The organism is Pseudomonas sp. NY5710, from assembly GCF_013305665.1.
Classification (GTDB): domain Bacteria; phylum Pseudomonadota; class Gammaproteobacteria; order Pseudomonadales; family Pseudomonadaceae; genus Aquipseudomonas; species Aquipseudomonas juntendi.
The window spans coordinates 1,300,383-1,316,084 of the sequence record NZ_CP045554.1 but is presented as its reverse complement, the minus strand read 5'-3'; the positions used below and the strand labels follow the sequence as shown (position 1 = coordinate 1,316,084).

15 protein-coding genes are annotated in these 15,702 nt (G+C 63.4%); 11 read left to right on the top strand and 4 right to left on the bottom strand.

Going from position 1 to position 15,702, the window contains the following annotated elements:
- Window positions 1–70 precede the first annotated feature (70 nt).
- Window positions 71–1,636, top strand: a complete 1,566-nt coding sequence (locus GEV39_RS05990; protein WP_173887881.1) for a glycoside hydrolase family 17 protein — start codon at window positions 71–73, stop codon at window positions 1,634–1,636.
- A gap of 40 nt (window positions 1,637–1,676) precedes the next feature.
- On the opposite strand, the gene GEV39_RS05985 is transcribed toward GEV39_RS05990, so the two are convergent.
- Complete coding sequence (locus GEV39_RS05985; RefSeq protein ID WP_173887880.1) at window positions 1,677–2,045, bottom strand: hypothetical protein; 369 nt, start codon at window positions 2,043–2,045, stop codon at window positions 1,677–1,679.
- 190 nt (window positions 2,046–2,235) lie between these two features.
- Here GEV39_RS05985 and mlaY point away from each other — a divergent pair, with 190 nt between their 5' ends.
- Together mlaY and GEV39_RS05975 are read left to right on the top strand one after the other, a co-directional pair.
- A complete protein-coding gene (mlaY, locus tag GEV39_RS05980; protein WP_173887879.1) occupies window positions 2,236–3,534 on the top strand; it encodes a lipid asymmetry maintenance lipase MlaY in 1,299 nt (432 codons plus the stop codon).
- A gap of 73 nt (window positions 3,535–3,607) precedes the next feature.
- On the top strand, window positions 3,608–4,354 hold the full coding sequence (locus tag GEV39_RS05975) for an MlaA family lipoprotein (protein WP_050492197.1): 747 nt from the start codon (window positions 3,608–3,610) through the stop codon (window positions 4,352–4,354).
- Between the two features lie 54 nt (window positions 4,355–4,408).
- Here GEV39_RS05975 and GEV39_RS05970 read toward each other — a convergent pair whose 3' ends face one another.
- Both GEV39_RS05970 and GEV39_RS05965 read right to left on the bottom strand, forming a co-directional pair.
- Window positions 4,409–5,560, bottom strand: coding sequence for a patatin-like phospholipase family protein (locus GEV39_RS05970; RefSeq protein ID WP_173887877.1), 1,152 nt, complete (start codon window positions 5,558–5,560; stop codon window positions 4,409–4,411).
- Window positions 5,561–5,585: 25 nt separating this feature from the next.
- Entirely contained in the window at window positions 5,586–6,521 is a 936-nt protein-coding gene (locus GEV39_RS05965; RefSeq protein WP_173887876.1) for a lipid A biosynthesis lauroyl acyltransferase, read from the bottom strand.
- Between the two features lie 111 nt (window positions 6,522–6,632).
- Between GEV39_RS05965 and minC the strand changes: the two genes are divergently transcribed.
- The 7 genes from minC to GEV39_RS05930 all read left to right on the top strand — a co-directional run bounded on the left by minC (window position 6,633) and on the right by GEV39_RS05930 (window position 13,424).
- On the top strand, window positions 6,633–7,394 hold the full coding sequence (gene minC, locus GEV39_RS05960) for a septum site-determining protein MinC (RefSeq protein ID WP_173887875.1): 762 nt from the start codon (window positions 6,633–6,635) through the stop codon (window positions 7,392–7,394).
- Between the two features lie 120 nt (window positions 7,395–7,514).
- Window positions 7,515–8,327, top strand: coding sequence for a septum site-determining protein MinD (gene minD / locus GEV39_RS05955; RefSeq protein ID WP_003252574.1), 813 nt, complete (start codon window positions 7,515–7,517; stop codon window positions 8,325–8,327).
- 3 nt (window positions 8,328–8,330) lie between these two features.
- Window positions 8,331–8,585, top strand: a complete 255-nt coding sequence (minE, locus tag GEV39_RS05950; protein ID WP_009682849.1) for a cell division topological specificity factor MinE — start codon at window positions 8,331–8,333, stop codon at window positions 8,583–8,585.
- A gap of 154 nt (window positions 8,586–8,739) precedes the next feature.
- A complete protein-coding gene (locus GEV39_RS05945) occupies window positions 8,740–9,375 on the top strand; it encodes an RluA family pseudouridine synthase (RefSeq protein ID WP_029885883.1) in 636 nt (211 codons plus the stop codon).
- A gap of 208 nt (window positions 9,376–9,583) precedes the next feature.
- Window positions 9,584–10,873, top strand: coding sequence for a M18 family aminopeptidase (locus GEV39_RS05940; protein ID WP_173887874.1), 1,290 nt, complete (start codon window positions 9,584–9,586; stop codon window positions 10,871–10,873).
- A 185-nt stretch (window positions 10,874–11,058) separates the two neighbouring features.
- A complete protein-coding gene (locus GEV39_RS05935; protein ID WP_009686254.1) occupies window positions 11,059–11,226 on the top strand; it encodes a hypothetical protein in 168 nt (55 codons plus the stop codon).
- 44 nt (window positions 11,227–11,270) lie between these two features.
- Window positions 11,271–13,424 carry a mechanosensitive ion channel family protein gene (locus tag GEV39_RS05930; RefSeq protein WP_173887873.1) on the top strand — a complete coding sequence of 718 codons (2,154 nt, stop codon included), beginning with the start codon at window positions 11,271–11,273 and terminating at the stop codon, window positions 13,422–13,424.
- A gap of 100 nt (window positions 13,425–13,524) precedes the next feature.
- Here the strand turns inward: GEV39_RS05930 and GEV39_RS05925 are convergent, their stop codons facing one another.
- Window positions 13,525–14,238 (bottom strand): UTRA domain-containing protein, encoded by a 714-nt coding sequence (locus tag GEV39_RS05925; protein WP_173887872.1) that lies wholly within the window; start codon window positions 14,236–14,238, stop codon window positions 13,525–13,527.
- Between the two features lie 318 nt (window positions 14,239–14,556).
- On the opposite strand from GEV39_RS05925, the gene GEV39_RS05920 reads away from it, so the two are divergent.
- Window positions 14,557–15,621, top strand: coding sequence for an ABC transporter substrate-binding protein (locus tag GEV39_RS05920; RefSeq protein ID WP_173887871.1), 1,065 nt, complete (start codon window positions 14,557–14,559; stop codon window positions 15,619–15,621).
- Window positions 15,622–15,702 lie beyond the last annotated feature (81 nt).

Sequence of the window (15,702 nt, the reverse complement as noted above, 5' to 3'; positions counted from 1 at the left end):
CACGACCTGCGCGATCCTTGCATGCCAAAGCTTTGGCGCCGGGCTACTATCTATTTCTTTGTGCCTGACGATGGACCGCCTGATGCCCCGTTCTGCCCGCTCGCTGCTGCCGTTGTACCTGCTTGCCTGCCTGTTCGCCCTGCTGGGGCTGGGAGCGCTCTGGTACGGGCTTGGCAAGCCGCTGCAACTGCCCGATGCCGCGAGCCCTGCACACAAGCTGCAATGTGCCTCGTATACACCGTTCGACAAGGACCAGTCGCCCTACGACCAACCGTTCCGGCTGCGCCCGCAGCGCATGGATGCCGACCTGGCCTTGTTGGCCGAACGCTTTCAGTGCATTCGCACCTATTCCATGACCGGTCTTGAAGCAATACCGGCGCTGGCGCGCAAGCACGGCCTGAAGGTGATGCTGGGGGCCTGGGTCAATGCGCACGCTGCCGACACCGAGCGAGAAATCAACCTGCTGATCGCCGCCGCCAATGCCAACCCCGACGTGGTCAGCGCAGTGATCGTCGGCAACGAAACCTTGCTGCGCAAGGAGGTGACCGGTGCGCACCTGGCCACGCTGATCGCCCGGGTGAAAAGCCAGGTGCACGTGCCGGTGACCTACGCCGATGTCTGGGAATTCTGGTTACAGCACCCGCAGGTGGCACCGGCGGTGGACTTCCTCACCATTCACCTGTTGCCGTACTGGGAGGACGACCCCCGTGGCATCGACCAGGCCTTGGCCCATGTCGCCGATGTACGCCGGGTATTCGGTACGCGCTTTGCGCCCAAAGACGTCCTGATTGGTGAAACCGGCTGGCCCAGCGAAGGCCGCCAGCGCGAGACGGCAGTGCCCAGCCGGGTCAATGAAGCGCGCTTCATTCGTGGTTTTGTGAGCATGGCAGAGGCCAATGGCTGGCACTACAACCTGATCGAGGCGTTCGACCAGCCGTGGAAGCGTGCCAACGAAGGTGCGGTGGGCGGGTATTGGGGGTTGTACGATGCCGACCGGCAGGACAAGGGTGTGCTGGAAGGGCCGGTGAGCAACCTGCATTACTGGCCGCAGTGGTGGCTGGGCAGCGCCGGGCTGATGCTGGCCATGCTGGTGCTGGCCGGGCGCCCAGCCACCCTGCGGGCGGCGTTGCTGCTACCGCTGCTGGCAGCGCTGGGGGCGGGTTGCCTGGGCCTGTGGGGCGAGCTGGTGCGCACCCATGCGCGCTTCGCCGGGGAATGGGTGTGGGCGCTGGCGCTGGTCGCACTGAACCTGTTGGTGCTGGCCCATGCCGTGTTGGCCCAGGCGCAGCGCGCCGGTTGGCGCGAGCAGCTGTTCGCCGGGTTGCAGGCGCGCGCCGGCTGGCTGTTGCTGGCAGCAGGCTTCGCTGCGGCGGTGAGCATGCTGGCGCTGGTGTTCGACCCGCGCTACCGCAGCTTCCCCACTGCGGCGCTGGCGTTGCCGGCGCTGGTGTACGCGCTGTGGCCGGTGCGTGCGCGGCGGGCGGAGGTGGCATTGCTGGCGTTTATCGTGGGCGCCGGGGTGGCGCCACAGCTGTTTGTCGAAGGGCTGCAGAACCGCCAGGCCTGGGGGTGGGCGGGGGTGAGCGTGGTAATGACAGTGGCGTTGTGGCGCAGCTTGCGGCTACGCGCGGTGTGATGGCGGCCACGGCGCGCATTCGTGGCGGCGGTTGGCCTGGTCAGGCCCGCTGCTGCGACCGGACCAACCGCAAGCCCGCCAGCACCAGCGCAAACACCGCAATGCTGGCGGTATACAGCACCAGCGCCGGCACCGCGAGCACCAGGGCCAGGAAGGCCAGCCACCAGCCTGCACGGCCGGCGACCACCTGCGCCAACAGGGCCAGGCCCAACCCGCCCCAGGCCAGCACTTGGTGGTGAATGCCCAGCCCCAGCAACGACCGGACCTCGCACTGCCAGTACGCCGCCGGTAACGTGCACAGGCCGACCCACTGGCCGTCTTCCATCAGCCCGTAACGCACCGCATAACTGGCTGCGAGCCACAGCCCGATGAACAGCATGACCATGGCTGCCGGCAACGCACGAGACATCCTGTTTTCCCTACAGTCACTATTGAAGAAAACGATGATCACCCATCGCCCCTGATAAGGCAAAATTGTCGGCCTGCAGCTATGTTGCAGATAACAAGGACACCAAAGGCCACTACGCCAGGCAACTTTGTTCAGCCTGCAGTGGTCCTAGCCTGCATACGCTTGACCTTGCGTTCTTTTGGGGGATTACATGCTTCGTACTTTGCGCCTCGCTGCCTTGCTCGGTGGCCTGCTCATGGCTGTGGCCGCTTCAGCGCGCGATATCGACGCCGCCAGCTATGGCTACCCCTTGACCAACCCGTTCGAGGCCACCATCGCCACCACACCGCCGGAGCAGCGCCCGTCCCTGCCCAGCGATGAAGACATCGACCAGTCCGACTACAGCCTGAACCTGCGCCCGGAGCGCGAGTTCATCCTGCCCGACAACTTCTGGGCGGTGAAAAAGCTCAAGTACCGCCTGGCCCGCCAGGACCACGCGGCGCCGCTGATCTTCATCATCGCCGGCACCGGGGCCGCCTACACCAGCACCATCAACGAATACCTGAAGAAGCTGTTCTATCAGGCCGGTTTCCACGTGGTGCAGTTGTCGTCGCCTACCAGCTACGACTTCATAAGCGCCGCCTCGCGCTTTGCCACCCCCGGCATCACCCAGGAAGACGCCGAAGACTTGTACCGGGTCATGCAGGCCGTGCGTGCCCAGCACCCGCGCCTGCCGGTCAGCGACTTCTACCTGACCGGCTACAGCCTGGGGGCCCTCGACGCGGCGTTCGTCAGCCACCTGGACGAAACCCGCCGCAGCTTCAACTTCAAGCGCGTGTTGCTGCTCAACCCGCCGGTCAACCTGTACACCTCGATCAACAACCTCGACAAGCTGGTGCAAACCCAGGTCAAGGGCATCGACCGCAGCACCACCTTCTACGAGTTGATGCTGCAAAAGCTCACCCGCTACTTCCAGGACAAGGGTTACATCGACCTCAACGATGCCCTGCTGTACGACTTCCAGCAGTCGAAGCAACATTTGTCCAACGAACAGATGGCCATGCTGATCGGCACCTCGTTCCGCTTCTCGGCGGCCGACATTGCCTTTACCTCCGACCTGATCAACCGTCGCGGCCTGATCATTCCGCCGAAGTACCCGATCACCGAAGGCAGCAGCCTCACGCCGTTCTTCAAACGTGCCCTGCAGTGTGATTTCGACTGCTACATGACCGAACAGGTAATCCCCATGTGGCGGGCACGCACCGACGGCAACAGCATCCTGCAACTGATCAACCAGGTCAGCCTGTACTCGCTGGCAGACTACCTGCACAGCAGCGACAAGATCGCGGTGATGCACAACGCCGACGACGTCATCCTCGGCCCGGGCGACATTGGCTTCCTGCGCAAGGTCTTTGGTGACCGGCTGACCCTCTACCCCCATGGCGGCCATTGCGGCAACCTCAACTACCGCGTCAACAGCGACGCCATGCTGGAGTTCTTCCGTGGTTAACAAACTCCTCTTCGCCACTGCCCTGCTAGCCGCCGGCCACACCCTGGCCGCCGAAACCGCACCGCGGGCCAGCGTGGTCGAGGCCGACCCGCAGGTGGTTGGCACAGCGCCACTGGTGCCCGAGTCCGACGGTTTTCTCGACCCGCTGCGCGAGCTGAAATTCAACCCCGGCCTGGACCAGCGGGAGTTCGAGCGCTCCACGTTGGAGGCGCTGAACGTGTACGACCCGCTGGAGTCGGTCAACCGGCGCATCTACCACTTCAACTACCGCCTCGACCAGTGGGTGCTGCTGCCGTTGGTGAACGGCTACCAGTACGTCACGCCAAGCTTCGTCCGCACCGGGGTCAGCAACTTTTTCAATAACCTGGGCGATGTGCCGAACCTGTTCAACAGCGTGCTGCAGCTCAAGGCCAAACGCTCGGCCGAGATCACGGCGCGGTTGATGTTCAACACCATCATTGGCGTGGGCGGGCTGTGGGACCCGGCGACCAGTATGGGCCTGCCACGGCAGAGCGAAGACTTTGGCCAGACGCTGGGCTTCTACGGGGTACCCGAAGGGCCGTACCTGATGCTGCCGCTGCTGGGCCCGTCGAACCTGCGCGACACCACCGGCCTGGCAGTGGACTACGCCGGCGAGCAGAGCATCAACTACCTCAACGTGGCCGACGCCAGCAAAGACCACCCCGAGATCTTCGCCTTGCGCGTGGTGGACAAACGCTACAACACCAAATTCCGCTATGGCCAGCTCAACTCGCCGTTCGAGTATGAGAAGGTGCGCTACGTCTATACCCAGTCGCGCAAGCTGCAAATAGCCGAGTAAGCCGGCCGGGCCCTTTGGCGGCGGTGCAATGCCGCAAAAGGGCCGGCGCAGGCGTTATCCGATACCCAGGAACTGGCACAGCTCGCGCTTTTTGGCCAAGGCATCGCGGCGCCCCAACTCGATCAGCTCACTGCAATAACTGGCTTCGAACAGCAGGTAGCTCAACACCCCCGCCCCACTGGTGCGGGTTGCGCCCGGCCCCCGCAGGAACAGGCGCAGTGCCGCCGGCAGGTCGCGGCGGTGGCGCGCGGCAATCTCGTCCAGCGGCTGGCTGGGCGCAACAACCAGCACGTCGATCGGTGCCAGGCCCAGGCGGCGTGCGTCCAGGTGCGCCGGCAACAGCCGGCCCAGGTGGTTGAGCCGCTGCAGCAGTTCGATGTCATCTTCCAGGCTGTCAATGAAGGTACTGTTGAGCAGGTGCCCGCCGATCTGCGCCAGGCTCGGCTGCCGCCCGCTGAACACCCGCTGGGTGGGCAAGGGTGGCGCCGGCCGCTGCGGGTTGCCGCTGACGCCGACCACCAGCACCCGGCTGGCGCCCAGGTGCAGGGCCGGGCTTATCGGAGCGGACTGTCGCACCGCACCGTCACCGTAATACTCGTCACCCAACTGCACCGGCGCGAACAGCAGCGGAATCGCCGCACTGGCCAGCAGGTGGTCGATGCCCAGCGCCGTGGGCACGCCGATGCGGCGGTGGCGCAACCAGGCCTCGATCGAACCCCGGCCCTGGTAAAAGGTCACCGCCTGGCCGGACTCGTAACCGAAGGCGGTAACCGCTACCGCGCGCAGTTGCTCGGCGGCCAAGGCCTGGCCAATGCCATCCAGGTTCAGCTGCGCCTCCAGCAAGGTGCGCAGCGGGCGGCTGTCGAGCAACGCCACGGGCGCCTGGCCGCCCAGCCCAAGCAGGTTGTGGCCGACAAACCGGCTGGCCTGGCGCACCACGCCAGGCCAGTCACTGCGGATCACCAGGTGGCTACGTACGTTCTGCCAGAAGTGCGTCAGCCGTTGCACGGCTGCGTTGAACTGGCCGGCACCGCTGGCCAGGGTCACGGCGTTGATGGCACCCGCCGAGGTGCCAACGATCACCGGGAACGGGTTGGCTGCGCTGGCCGGCAAAAGCTCGGCGATGCCGGCCAGTACACCGACCTGATAGGCGGCGCGGGCGCCACCGCCAGATAGGATAAGGCCGGTTACCGCAGGTGGGGCCATGGCGCGCTTCCCGACGACACAGGGTTCAACGCTTTTTCTTGTCATACAGCCGCTCAGCCCCTTCGGGCCGCGACTTGAAGCGGCGGTGCGCCCACAGGTACTGCTCGGGGCATTCGCGCAGCACGCTTTCGACCCACTGGTTGATGCGCAGGCAATCGGCCTCTTCGCTTTCCCCGGGGAAGTCCGCCAGCGGTGGGTGGACCACCAGCCGGTAGCCGCTGCCATCGGCCAGGCGTTTCTGGGTGAACGGAATGACCTGCGCCTTGCCCAGCCGGGCAAACTTGGTAGTGGCCGTGACCGTCGCGGCGGGTATGCCGAACAGCGGCACGAACAGGCTCTGTTTGGTGCCGTAGTCCTGGTCCGGCGCGTACCAGATCGCCCGGCCCGAACGCAGCAGCTTGAGCATGCCACGCACATCCTCGCGTTCCACCGCCAGCGAATCGAGGTTGTGACGCTCGCGCCCGCTGCGCTGGATGAAATCGAACAGCGCGTTACCATGCTCGCGGTACATGCCGTCGATGGTGTGCTGCTGGCCCAGCAGCGCCGCGCCGATTTCCAGGGTGGTGAAGTGCACCGCCATCAGGATGGCCCCCTGCCCCGCCTGCTGTGCGGCTTGCAGGTGCTCCAGGCCCTCGACATGGGCCAGGCGTGCCAGCCGCGCCTTGGGCCACCACCAGCTCATGGCCATTTCGAAAAAGGCGATGCCGGTGGAAGCGAAGTTGGCTTTCAGCAAACGCTGCCGTTCGTCGACTGACAGCTCTGGAAAGCACAGCTCCAGGTTGCGCGCAGCAATGCGCCGGCGCTCGCCGGCAAAGTGGTACATCACCGCGCCCAGCGCGGCACCGATTTTCAACAGCACCCGGTACGGCAACTGGACTACCAGCCACAGCAGGCCCAGGCCCAGCCACAGGCCCCAGAATTTTGGGTGAAGGTAATGGCGACGAAAACGCGGGCGTTCCATTGAAGCATCCGGAAAGACAAAGGCTGCGCATTCTACAACGGATCAGCGCATGTTGCGGGCAACCGGTGTTCTCGTTATAAGTCAGGGCACTTTTTCCGCAACAAGCCGTCTATGCAGACCATGAGCCCAAACCACACACCCGACACCGCTTCCGTGTTCCAGCTCAAGGGCAGCATGCTTGCCATCACCGTACTGGAACTGGCGCGCAATGACCTTGAAGCCCTGGACCGCCAGCTGGCGGCCAAAGTCGCACAAGCGCCGAACTTCTTCAGTAACACGCCGCTGGTGCTGGCGCTGGACAAGCTGCCTGCCGATGAAGGGGCAATCGACCTGCCCGGCTTGATGCGGATCTGCCGCCACCATGGCCTGCGCACGCTGGCCATTCGTGCCAGCCGCATCGAGGACATCGCCGCCGCCATCGCCATCGACCTGCCCGTACTGCCGCCGTCCGGCGCCCGTGAGCGGCCGCTGGAGCCCGAACCCGAAGTGGTGAAAAAACCTGAACCCGCCCCGGTACCGCCCCCCGCCCCGGAGCCGGAGGTGCGCCCGACCCGCATCATCACTTCGCCCGTACGCGGCGGCCAGCAGATCTACGCCCAAGGTGGCGATCTGATAGTAACGGCTTCGGTCAGCCCGGGTGCGGAACTTCTGGCCGATGGCAACATCCATGTGTACGGCGCCATGCGCGGCCGCGCCCTGGCCGGCATCAAAGGCAATACCAAGGCACGTATCTTCTGCCAGCAGATGACCGCCGAAATGGTCTCCATCGCTGGCCAGTACAAGGTTTGCGAAGACCTGCGCCGAGACCCGCTGTGGGGCACTGGCGTGCAAGTCAGCCTGTCTGGTGACGTGTTGAACATCACCCGTCTTTAACGGATACTTGCCAGCATTTTTAGTGCAACTTTTTTTACAGTTGCCTTTTATTTGAGCTATTAAAGCTATTTCAGTTTTTTGCAGGGACAAGTGTCCCGACTATTTTAGGGGTGAAACACCTTGGCCAAGATTCTCGTGGTTACTTCCGGCAAGGGGGGTGTGGGCAAGACCACCACCAGCGCCGCCATTGGTACCGGCCTCGCTCTGCGCGGCCACAAGACCGTCATCGTCGACTTCGACGTGGGCCTGCGTAACCTCGACCTGATCATGGGCTGCGAACGCCGCGTGGTGTACGACTTCGTCAACGTGGTCAACGGCGAAGCCAACCTGCAACAGGCTCTGATCAAGGACAAGCGCCTCGAGAACCTGTACGTGCTGGCCGCCAGCCAGACCCGTGACAAGGACGCGCTGACCCAGGAAGGCGTGGAAAAGGTACTGATGGACCTGAAAAAGGACTTCGAGTACGTGATCTGCGATTCGCCGGCCGGTATCGAGAAAGGCGCGCACCTGGCGATGTACTTCGCCGATGAAGCGATTGTCGTGACCAACCCTGAAGTGTCGTCGGTACGTGACTCGGACCGCATGCTGGGTATTCTGTCGAGCAAATCGCGCCGTTCCGAGAACGGCGAAGAGCCGATCAAGGAGCACCTGCTGATCACCCGCTACCATCCCGAGCGCGTGGTGAAGGGCGAAATGCTCAGCGTGGCCGACGTCGAAGAAATCCTGTCGATCAAACTCAAAGGCGTCATCCCGGAGTCTCAGGCTGTGCTCAAGGCTTCCAACCAGGGTATCCCGGTCATCCTCGATGACCAGAGCGACGCTGGCCAGGCCTACAGCGATGCAGTCGACCGCCTGTTGGGCAAAGAGAAGCCAATGCGCTTCATCGATGTACAGAAGAAAGGATTCTTCGAGCGCATTTTCGGGAGCAAATAAACCATGAACCTTTTTGACTTCTTTCGTGGCAGACAGAAACAGACCAGCGCGTCGGTGGCGAAAGAGCGTCTACAGATCATCGTGGCGCACGAGCGCGGCCAGCGCAGCGAGCCGGACTACCTGCCGGAGCTGCAGAAAGAACTGCTGGAAGTGATCCGCAAGTATGTGAACATCGGCAATGATGATGTGCATATCGAGCTGGAGAACCAGGGCAGCTGCTCCATTCTGGAGCTGAACATCACCTTGCCAGATCGCTGATAAAGCGACCTGCCTGACCATTGGGGCTGCGTTGCAGCCCATCGCCGGCAAGCCAGCTGCCACAGGGTCCGCGTTGTACCTGTGGGGCTGGCTTGCCGGTGATGGGCCGCAAAGCGGCCCCATTGGTTTTCCCCGATATGACCGAGACCGAGCAATGCCGCTGTCGAACATCCAGATCCTGCATGAAGACGCCGCCATCCTGGTGATCAACAAGCCGACGCTGCTGCTGTCGGTGCCTGGCCGCGCCGACGACAACAAGGACTGCCTGATCACCCGCCTGCAGGAAAACGGCTACCCCGACGCCCTGATCGTGCACCGCCTGGACTGGGAAACGTCGGGCATCATCCTGCTGGCCCGCGATGCCGACAGCCACCGCGAGCTGTCGCGCCAGTTCCACGACCGTGAAACCGAAAAAGCCTACACCGCATTGTGCTGGGGCCAGCCGGCGCTGGACAGCGGCAGCATCGACCTGCCGCTGCGCTACGACCCGCCGACCAAGCCCCGCCACGTGGTGGACCATGAGCAAGGCAAGCATGCCCTGACCTTCTGGCGCATCGTAGAGCGCTGTGGCGACCACTGCCGGGTGGAGCTGACCCCGATCACCGGGCGTTCACACCAGTTGCGCGTGCACATGCTGTCGATCGGGCACCCGTTGCTGGGCGATCGCCTGTATGCCAACCCGCAGGCATTGGCGGCGCATGAGCGGTTGTGCCTGCACGCCTCGATGCTGAGCTTCACCCACCCGGTTTCCGGGCAACGGCTGAAGTTCGAGTGCCCTGCACCTTTTTAAGCTGCAAGCTGCAAGCTGCAAGCTGCAAGCTTCAAGCTGCAAGAAAAAGCAAAGACAGATCGCGTGGAAGCTTGCTCCGCGGACTGCCTTTGCTTGAAGCTTGTAGCTTACGACTTGTAGCTTACGACTTGTAGCTTACGACTTGTAGCTTATGGCTTGTAGCTTATGGCTTGAAGCTTTTAGCTTGAAGCTCGAATTGGAGTGAGTTATGCGCGATGCACTGAATTCTGGCCTTATCGACTTTCTCAAGGCCTCCCCCACGCCCTTCCATGCCACCGCCAGCCTGGCCCAACGGCTGGAGGCAGCCGGTTACCAGCGCCTGGACGAGCGTGATAGCTGGGCCACAGTGCCGGGCGGGCGCTACTACGTTACCCGCAACGATTCGTCGATCATCGCCATCAAGTTGGGCAAGCAAGCCCCGCTACACCACGGTATCCGCATGGTCGGCGCGCATACCGACAGCCCTTGCCTGCGGGTCAAGCCGCAGCCCGAGCTGCAGCGCCAGGGCTTTTTGCAACTGGGTGTGGAAGTGTATGGTGGCGCCCTCCTGGCGCCGTGGTTCGACCGCGACCTGTCCCTGGCCGGGCGGGTCACCTACCGCCGTGATGGCAAGGTCGAAAGCCAACTGATCGACTTCAAACTGCCCCTTGCCATCATCCCCAACCTGGCCATCCACCTGAACCGCACCGCCAATGAGGGGTGGGCGATCAACCCGCAGAACGAACTGCCGCCGATCCTGGCCCAGGTGGCCGGTGACGAACGCATCGACTTCCGCGCCCTGCTCACCGAGCAACTGGCCCGCGAACACGAGCTGATCGCCGACGTGGTGCTGGACTACGAACTGAGCTTCTACGACACCCAGCAAGCCGCCCTGATCGGCCTGAACGGCGACTTCATCGCCGCGGCCCGCCTAGATAACCTGCTGTCGTGCTACGCCGGCCTGCAGGCACTGCTGGCCGCCGACAGCGACGAAACCTGCGTGCTGGTGTGCACCGACCATGAAGAGGTTGGAAGCTGCTCGGCCTGCGGCGCTGATGGCCCGATGCTGGAGCAGACCCTGCAACGCCTGCTGCCCGACGGCGACACCTACGTGCGCACCATCCAGCGCTCGCTGATGGTATCGGCCGACAACGCCCACGGCGTGCACCCCAACTATGCCGACAAGCACGACGGCAACCATGGGCCCAAACTCAACGCCGGGCCGGTGATCAAGGTGAACAACAACCAGCGTTACGCTACCAACAGCGAAACCGCAGGGTTCTTCCGCCACCTGTGCATGGCCGAAGAAGTGCCCGTGCAGAGCTTCGTGGTACGCAGCGACATGGGCTGTGGCTCGACCATCGGGCCGATCACGGCCAGCCACCTGGGTGTGCGCACCGTGGATATCGGTTTGCCGACCTTTGCCATGCACTCGATTCGCGAGCTGTGTGGTAGCCATGACCTGGCGCACCTGGTGAAGGTGCTGACAGCGTTCTACCGGTGCCGCGACCTGCCTTGAGGAGGCAGGTCTGGCCCTATCGCTGGCAAGCCAGCTCCCACAGGTCCCCACGATACCTGGGCCTGCAGGGGACCTGTGGGAGTAGGCTTGCCGGCGACAGGGCCTGGCCTGCTCAAGGTCAATTCCGCTTCGCTTGCCACCCGCTATGCTTGTTACATGGCCCCACTGCAAAAGGATTGCTGTCCATGTCCCCGTTCCTGTCCCTGTTCGTGCCGGTTTTCCTGTTCCTGCTGTTGCTGACCGTTGGCTTCAGCATGCGCGAACGCAGCATCGGTGTGCTGATGATGTGGATCGGCACCTTGGGCATCTTCGGCCTTACCTGCTGGAAGATCCTCGAGAAACTGCCGACATAAACCTCTACACTCGGGCAATCGTTTGACCTGAGGTAGATTTGCCAGTGCCTGCCCTTCTGCGTTTCCTGTTCCTACTGTTCTTACTGTTCATCACCCCGGTGCAGGCAGCGGGCCTGCCCAGCCTGCTGGGCAGCAGCGCGCCCGCGCAGCCGGAGGCCACCGAGCCACTGGGCAAGTCGCTGGACGAGGTGATCAAGAACCTCGAGAACGACCAGCAACGGGCCAAGCTGCTGGCCGACCTGAAAAAACTGCGCGATGCCACCCGGCAAACACAGCCCAGTGTCGAGCAAGGTGTGCTCGGCCTGATCGGCGGTGCGCTGAGTGACTTCGAAAAACAGTTCAGTGGCGATGCCAGCCCGTTCCACCGCTGGGCGGCGGAAATCGAACAGGCCCAGGTCGAGCTGACCGAGCTGATGGTGCCCGTGCACCAGTGGCCGGCCATCCTGTTTGGCTTTGCCGCGGTGATTGCCGTGTGGAGCCTGCTGGCCTACTTCTTCAACTGGGTCGGCCACCGCATACGCCTGCGGTTTGGCCTGAGTGAAGAACTCCCACAACACCCACGCACCTGGGACCTGGTGCGCTTTGCTTTGCGCAAGCTGGGCCCCTGGCTGGTGGCGCTGGTGTTCACCGTGTACCTGAGCTTCGTGCTGCCGCCGTCACTGGGCAAATCGCTGGCCATGGTGCTGGCCTACGCGCTGGTGGTGGGCACCTGCTTCTCGGCGGTGTGCGTCATCGCCTTTTCGCTGCTCGACGGCCCGCACCGCCACCGCGCCCTGCATATCCTGCGGCACCAGGCGTTCCGGCCGCTGTGGTTGATCGGCAGCTTCGCCGCCTTTGGCGAGGCCATGAGCGACCCGCGCCTGCTGGTAGCGTTGGGTACCCACTTGGCGCATGCGCTGGCAACCCTGGCCAATGTGATTGCCGCCCTGTGTACCGGGCTGTTCATCCTGCGCTTCCGCCGGCCGATTGCCCACCTGATCCGCAACCAGCCGCTGTCCCGGCGCCTGACGCGGCGCACGCTCAGCGACACCATCGAGATCCTGGGCAGCTTCTGGTTCATTCCCGCACTGATCCTGGTGGCGATTTCACTGTTCGCCACCTTCGTTTCTGCCGGTGACACCAGCACCGCGCTGCGCCAGTCGCTGATGTGCACGGTGCTGGTGGTGGTGTGCATGGTGCTCAATGGCCTGGTGCGCCGGCATGCAGCCAACCCCAAGCGGGCGGCCAAGCGTCAGGCGGTCTATGCCGAACGCCTGCGCAACTTTGGCTACCTGCTGGTGCACATCCTCATCTGGCTGCTGTTCATCGAGCTGGGCCTGCGCGTGTGGGGCCTGTCGATGATCACCTTCGCCGAGGGCGACGGTCACGACATCAGCGTGCGCCTGCTGGGGCTGGCCGGCACGCTGATCGTCGCCTGGCTGGTGTGGATCCTGGCCGACACCGCCGTGCACCATGCCTTGGTGCGTTCGCGCCGGGGGCTGGCCAATGCCCGCGCGCAAACCATGATGCCGTTGATCCGCAACGTGATGTTCGTGGTCATCTTCATCATTGCCGTGATCGTGGCCCTGGCCAACATGGGCATGAACGTGACCCCGCTGCTGGCCGGTGCCGGCGTGATCGGCCTGGCCATCGGCTTTGGCGCGCAGTCGCTGGTGGCCGACCTGATCACCGGGCTGTTCATCATCATCGAAGACTCCCTGGCCATCGACGACTACGTGGATGTCGGCGGCCACCTGGGCACCGTTGAGGGGCTGACCATTCGCACCGTGCGCCTGCGCGATATCGACGGCATCGTGCACACCATTCCGTTCAGCGAAATCAAGAGCATCAAGAACTACTCGCGGGAGTTCGGCTACGCGATCTTCCGGGTGGCGATCCCGCACAGCATGAACATCGACCAGGCCATCACGCTGATTCGCGAAGTCGGGCAAAAACTGCGCAACGACCCACTGATGCGCCGCAATATCTGGTCGCCGCTGGAGCTGCAGGGGGTGGAAAGCTTCGAGTCGGGTTCGGCGGTGTTGCGGGCACGGTTCAAGACCGCGCCGATCAAGCAGTGGGAAGTGTCGCGGGCCTTCAACCTGGCGCTGAAGCGGCAGTTGGACGAGGCCGGGCTGGACCTGGCGACGCCACGGTTGTCGGTGCAGGTGGTGACCGCTGGGGGTGGCGGGATGGCGGAAACCGGTTCCTCCAGTTAGCGCCTCTTCGCGGGCTTGCCCGCTCCCACAGGGTAATCACAGTGTTCAAGGCCTGTGCAGTACCTGTGGGAGCGGGCAAGCCCGCGAAGCAGCCAACACCCTAGCCCGCCTGGGCACGAATGCGAATGGCATCATGCCGCCAATACTCCAGGTCACAGTCGATCAGGTGCCCATACTGGTCACTGTTGACCCGGGTAATGTGCAGCCCCGGGCTCCCCGCCGATACTTTCAACGCCCCCGCCGCTTCGACCGGCAATGCCGTTGGCAGGATCTCGAAACACACCTGCCCATACTCGATCCCATACACCCGCCCATAGATCTCGGTCAGCGACTGCGCCAGATCATGCTCGAGGATGTCCGGAAAATACCGGGGGTCGAGGTAGTGTTCGGCATACAACACTGCCCGCCCATCAATGCGCCGCAACCGGCAGATGCGCACCACACTGGACAACGCCGGCAACTGCAGGCGCGCGCAGATGGCCGCCGAGGCTGGCTGCAGTCGCGCCGACAGCAGCTCGGTGGTGGCCACGCGCCCCTGGGCGCGCACCATGGCATGGAAGTGGCTGCGTTCGATGAGGTCGTAGGTCAGGCGCTGCGGCGCCACAAACCAGCCGCGCCGCTCTTCGCGGTAGATCAGGCCCTGGGCTTCCAGCTGCACCAGCGCCTCGCGCAGGGTAATGCGCGTAGTGCCAAACAGCTCGCTCAGCCGGCGCTCGGCCGGCAATTTGCCGCCCGGCTCCAGCAAGCCGTGCTCGATCTGCTCCTGCAGGGCATGGCAGATGGCTGTTACCGCACGCGGGGGCGTCGACTGCATCAAAAGGTTACCTATCTGGACTAGTCCAGCCCCACTAAGGGGCCTGTGAAGATTAGTGCAGCCTAGGCAGGGCTGATGAATATCCTGTGACAAGCGCCTGCCGCGACCCTTGCCAGAAACGCGCCAATGCCGCCCGACCGGTTGAATTCCGTGGTCTACGCTTTAGTCGCAGGGCCGTTGCCGGTGTTCCCCTACATCAAATTGTCACGCAAGCGGCCTACCTTGGCTCAAGGTTTGCTGACCTAGACCAACGGTCACCAGACAACCCCTTCACTCCTAACAACGATCGCTACAGGCACCCATACCAAGGAGCTTCGGATGAAAAAGTTGTTCATGGCGTCACTGCTCGGTTCGGCCATTACCCTGTGCACCTCGGCGCTGGCCGCCGGCCCTGACCTCAAAGCCCTGGAAGACGCCGCCCGCAAGGAAGGCACCATCAACAGCGTGGGCATGCCCGATGCCTGGGCCAACTGGAAAGGCACCTGGGAAGACCTGGCCAGCAAATATGGCCTCAAGCACAGCGACACCGACATGAGCTCGGCGCAGGAGCTGGCCAAGTTCGAGGCCGAGAAAGACAACGCCAGCGCCGATATCGGTGACGTGGGCGCCGCCTTCGGCCCGATTGCAGTGGCCAAGGGTGTCAGCCAACCGTACAAGCCCAGCACCTGGGACCAGGTGCCGGCATGGGCCAAGGACGAAGACGGCCACTGGGCACTGGCCTATACCGGCACCATCGCCTTCATCATCAACAAAGACCTGGTCAAGGAAGGCGAACGCCCGAAAACCTGGCACGACCTGGAGAAAGGCAAGTACAAGGTCGCTATCGGTGACGTCGGTACCGCTGCCCAGGCGGCCAACGGCGTGCTGGCCGCGGCCATCGCCTACAGAGGCAGTGAAAGCAACATCGAACCCGGCCTGCAACTGTTTACCAAGCTGGCCCAGCAGAAGCGCCTGTCCCTGGCGAACCCGACCATCCAGACCCTTGAAAAGGGTGAAGTCGAAGTGGGCGTGGTATGGGACTTCAACGGCCTGAGCTACCGCGAGCAGATCGACCCAAAGCGTTTTGAAGTGCTGATCCCGGCCGACGGCTCGGTGGTTTCCGGCTATACCACGGTGATCAACAAATACGCCAAGCACCCCAATGCTGCCAAGCTGACGCGTGAATACATCTTCAGCGACGCCGGGCAGATCAACCTGGCCAAGGGGCACGCACGGCCGATCCGGGCCGAGCACATGAAGCTGCCGGAAGACGTGCAGGCCAAACTGCTGCCCAACGAGCAGTACGGTGCGGCGCAGCCGATCAAGAATGCCGAAGCCTGGGAAACGACCTCGAAGAAGCTGCCGCAATTGTGGCAGGAGCAGGTGATCATCGAGATGGAATGAAGAAGCTTCAAGTTTCAAGCTGCAAGCTACAAGTGGAAGCCGGTGTGCGCCATGCCGGCTTCTTCTTGCAGCTTGTAGCTT

Excerpts from the sequence above, each read along its gene's own strand:
- GEV39_RS05990 (WP_173887881.1), top strand. The coding sequence starts at position 71 with ATGGACCGCCTGATGCCCCGTTCTGCCCGCTCGCTGCTGCCGTTGTAC.
- GEV39_RS05985 (WP_173887880.1), bottom strand. The coding sequence starts at position 2,045 with ATGTCTCGTGCGTTGCCGGCAGCCATGGTCATGCTGTTCATCGGGCTG.
- mlaY (WP_173887879.1), top strand. The coding sequence starts at position 2,236 with ATGCTTCGTACTTTGCGCCTCGCTGCCTTGCTCGGTGGCCTGCTCATG.
- GEV39_RS05970 (WP_173887877.1), bottom strand. The coding sequence starts at position 5,560 with ATGGCCCCACCTGCGGTAACCGGCCTTATCCTATCTGGCGGTGGCGCC.
- GEV39_RS05965 (WP_173887876.1), bottom strand. The coding sequence starts at position 6,521 with ATGGAACGCCCGCGTTTTCGTCGCCATTACCTTCACCCAAAATTCTGG.
- minC (WP_173887875.1), top strand. The coding sequence starts at position 6,633 with ATGCAGACCATGAGCCCAAACCACACACCCGACACCGCTTCCGTGTTC.
- minE (WP_009682849.1), top strand. The coding sequence starts at position 8,331 with ATGAACCTTTTTGACTTCTTTCGTGGCAGACAGAAACAGACCAGCGCG.
- GEV39_RS05945 (WP_029885883.1), top strand. The coding sequence starts at position 8,740 with ATGCCGCTGTCGAACATCCAGATCCTGCATGAAGACGCCGCCATCCTG.
- GEV39_RS05940 (WP_173887874.1), top strand. The coding sequence starts at position 9,584 with ATGCGCGATGCACTGAATTCTGGCCTTATCGACTTTCTCAAGGCCTCC.
- GEV39_RS05935 (WP_009686254.1), top strand. The coding sequence starts at position 11,059 with ATGTCCCCGTTCCTGTCCCTGTTCGTGCCGGTTTTCCTGTTCCTGCTG.
- GEV39_RS05925 (WP_173887872.1), bottom strand. The coding sequence starts at position 14,238 with ATGCAGTCGACGCCCCCGCGTGCGGTAACAGCCATCTGCCATGCCCTG.
- GEV39_RS05920 (WP_173887871.1), top strand. The coding sequence starts at position 14,557 with ATGAAAAAGTTGTTCATGGCGTCACTGCTCGGTTCGGCCATTACCCTG.